Here is a 3,387-nt window from a genome sequence, read left to right on the forward strand (position 1 = left end):
AGTATAGATACAGTATTAAAATGTTATAGAATTAACATGCGGTTTTAGGGCGTTTCAGCCGTTTTTGAGACCAATTTGTCCCTATCCGTTTCAAAATCCTGACCCTTCAAATCTTGTCTTTTGCCTCAAATCCTCTTCTCAAAAATGCGCAATCCGCTATTTCTATTCCGGGAACAAACAAATAGAAACACAATTATCTGATTCACAATTCGTAATTTTAGAAAAAGAACAACACATAAAAACACAAATATGAAATTTCCAATCGTCCTGTTTTTAGGAATCTCTCTGCTTCTCTTTTCGTTTCATACATCCAAAGAAGAATCGGCAATGGCAGCTTCCGGTATCAAATTCACAAAAATTCCGTTTGAAAAAGCAGTCAAACAGGCACAATCTTCCGGAAAACTCATTTTTATTGATGTGCATACCAGCTGGTGCGGACCCTGCAAAGAAATGGCAAAAACGACGTTCCAGGATTCAGAAGTAGGAAAAGAATTCAATAAGCGATTCATCAACCTGAAAATCGATGCGGAAAAAGATGCAGACGGACCAATGATCTCAAAAGCATATACCGTTTCCGGTTATCCGACTTTACTGTTCATCAACGGAGAAGGAAAATTGGTGCGCAAACTCGTTGGAAAACAAAGCAAAGAAAAACTGCTGGCAGCAATTTCTGCAATAAAATAATGGAGAATTGATAATTGAAAAGAAGAGAAAGCTGAGCTTTCGGTACAAACAAGCGATAGCGCAGTTTAACTTTTCAATTCTCCATTTTGAATTTTAAATGAATTCTCAAACAATATCCTTTATTCGTAGTAGCATACAAAGTGTTTTTCTCCAAAAGAAGCGCACAAAAATTCCCGGCAGCAAAGAAACTCCAGGTTTTCCCGCCATCACTTGAATAATCAATGCCGTTTGTTCCGCAAGAGAAGAGAATGGTCGGATCTCCCGTCACGCAGGAGCGATAGCCGTTCGGTTGCTTTTCGGAAAGATGCCAGGTCAACCCGCCATTTGTGGTATAAACCGCCGTGGAGTCAGACATATTCGGTTTGGTATAGTTTCCTCCTACAATGACTCCGTTTTTCTCATCCAGCATAAAAATGGAAAAAGGACCGGCGCCTTCTGCTTTTGGCAGAGGCAATTGTGAACTTGCCAAAGGCTCGTATCCGAATATCCGGCCACTGTAAAATGTGGCATTATTAGGACCACCCGAAACGAAATAATAGGTTTCTCCGATCAGTTGTGAGGTGGTTCCGCTTGCGGCATAAAAAGCCTCGCCCTTAACTCCTTTAAACGGGCCGTATGCGTAAACGGTGGATTTGTTCACGTCGATTCTTGTAACAATTAAATTGGTCTCAATTAACGGATCGCTTAACATCACCAAATTTCGTTTTCCTTTCAGAACCAGGTCATCAATGAACCCCCTGTCGCGATAGAGTTCTGTAATTTTTTTTCCGTTGATTTTGTAAATGATCGCGGAATCACCACTTACACAGGTATAGATCTTTTTTCCATTTACGATCAGGTCACGAAACTCTCCGCAACTAACAGGTTGAATCAGTGTTTTTACCTGTTTGGTCTTTTCATTATACAGAATAACCCCGGTTTTGGAAGTTCCGAATACCAGTTCATTTTTGGAATAGCGCGCAACAATGCGGGAATACGACTTTTCTGTTGTGAAATGAAGCGTGTCAATGGAACGGATTTCCTGCCCGAAACCAAGACTACAAATCAGGATGCTTCCTAAAAAGGCTATTGAATTTCTCACGTTGTATCTCTTTTAGTTTGGGAATATCATCCGGAACAGTGCGTTTCCAGCGTTTGTGAGACCATAGCCACGGACCGGGCTCAGAAAGAATGCGCTTCTCCAGCAACCGCGTATGTGTTTCCGTAATTTCTCCCCAGGGAAGTGAGCGTGGTTCGTCCGTTAAAAGCTGAAGTTCTACTTCGTAATATCCGCGTTTGATCTTCTTCGGAAGGTAAAAAACAACCGCCTGGTCGTACGTGTTTGCCAGTTGTTCCGCTCCGAAAATAATGCCCGTCTGCTGATTCAGAAACGTCATCCAATAGCTTTTCATCGAATCTGCCGGACTTTGATCACTCAAAACCAGCGTTGCGGTCGGAATTCCCTTCTCAACATACGAATTGAACGTTTCCTTCACAATTTTCGCGTGAATCACCTGCATTCCAAAGCGCGAACGCAATGTATTGATCTTTTTATCCCAATATCCGCTCGTCAAAGGCATCCCGATTCCAACAGCTTTGTGCGGAAAGAATAAATCCTGACCGGTAATCATCCATTCCCAGTTCATATAATGTGCAGAAACCAGTAAAACGCTTTTTTGCTGTTCATATAAAGCTTCCATCAGTTCCGGATTGCGGATCATGAAACGCCGTTGTAATTCCTTCTCGGAAATTCCCAGGTTTTTAACCCCTTCCAGGAGCATGTCTGCGAAATGACGATAAAAAGAACGTTTGATTTTGCGTTGTTCCGCAGGACTTAAGTCCGGAAACGAGCGGGCAATATTTCCTTCGATCACCTTCTTGCGGTAAGGAAAAACAGAAATAAGCAGCAGGTAGAACAAATCCGAAAAGCGGTAAGTGAACCAAAGCGGAAGTTTGGACAACGGCAAAACGAACAAATAGTAAGCAACGCGACTCATTTCTTAAATTTATTTGGCCAAAGCGTTTGAAGCTGCTTCTGAATTTCCTGCTCGCGCGCGCTGCTTCCGGTGTGAAAGAACGTGCGGTCCTTCAATGAATCCGGAAGGTATTGCTGAAACACAAAATTCCCGGGAAAACTATGGGCATACTGGTATTCGGCTCCGTATCCGAGATCCTTCATCAATTTGGTCGGAGCGTTTCTCAAATGAAGCGGAACAGGCGCATTCGGATCCCGTCTGACCTCCGCAATCGCCTCATCAATGGCCATATAAGCAGCATTTCCTTTCGGTGAAGTAGCCAGGTAAATAGCACATTGCGAAAGAATAATGCGGGCTTCCGGCCACCCGATTACCTGGATAGCCTGAAAGGTATTGTTTGCCATGATCAAAGCTGTCGGATTTGCCAAACCGATGTCTTCCGATGCCGAAATCAACAATCTCCGGGCAATGAATTTCGGATCTTCGCCGCCTTCAATCATTCGGGCCAGCCAGTAAACCGCTGCATCCGGATCGCTCCCGCGGATGGATTTGATGAATGCAGAAATAATATCGTAATGCTGTTCTCCGTCTTTGTCGTAACGCACGCGCTGCTGTGCCAGTTGATTCACCAATTCATCCGTGATAACTGCCGTTTCGTTGGGGGAGAAGGTGTTGACAACCATTTCGAGCAGGTTCAGCATCTTGCGCGCATCACCACCGGCCACCGCGATCAGTGATTTGTATTCGC

General features: G+C 43.8%; 3 protein-coding genes and 1 pseudogene. 1 reads left to right on the top strand and 3 read right to left on the bottom strand.

Annotated features, from left to right (window positions below):
- The first annotated feature begins 249 nt into the window (after positions 1-249).
- Complete coding sequence (locus tag Q1V93_RS17340; RefSeq protein ID WP_300666416.1) at positions 250-684, top strand: thioredoxin domain-containing protein; 435 nt, start codon at positions 250-252, stop codon at positions 682-684.
- 73 nt (positions 685-757) lie between these two features.
- Here Q1V93_RS17340 and Q1V93_RS17345 read toward each other — a convergent pair whose 3' ends face one another.
- The 3 genes and pseudogenes from Q1V93_RS17345 to Q1V93_RS17355 form a co-directional block, all read right to left on the bottom strand.
- Positions 758-1,765: a sialidase family protein gene (locus tag Q1V93_RS17345; protein WP_300666417.1), complete on the bottom strand. Its 1,008-nt coding sequence runs from the start codon at positions 1,763-1,765 to the stop codon at positions 758-760.
- Positions 1,722-2,660: a lysophospholipid acyltransferase family protein gene (locus Q1V93_RS17350; RefSeq protein WP_300666418.1), complete on the bottom strand. Its 939-nt coding sequence runs from the start codon at positions 2,658-2,660 to the stop codon at positions 1,722-1,724. The genes Q1V93_RS17345 and Q1V93_RS17350 overlap by 44 nt, the downstream gene beginning before the upstream one ends.
- Positions 2,657-3,387 (bottom strand): annotated as a pseudogene (locus Q1V93_RS17355) (replication-associated recombination protein A); the annotation flags it as partial. The gene Q1V93_RS17350 and the pseudogene Q1V93_RS17355, both read right to left, overlap by 4 nt.

It is taken from the genome of Fluviicola sp. (assembly GCF_030151805.1).
GTDB lineage: Bacteria > Bacteroidota > Bacteroidia > Flavobacteriales_D > Crocinitomicaceae > Fluviicola.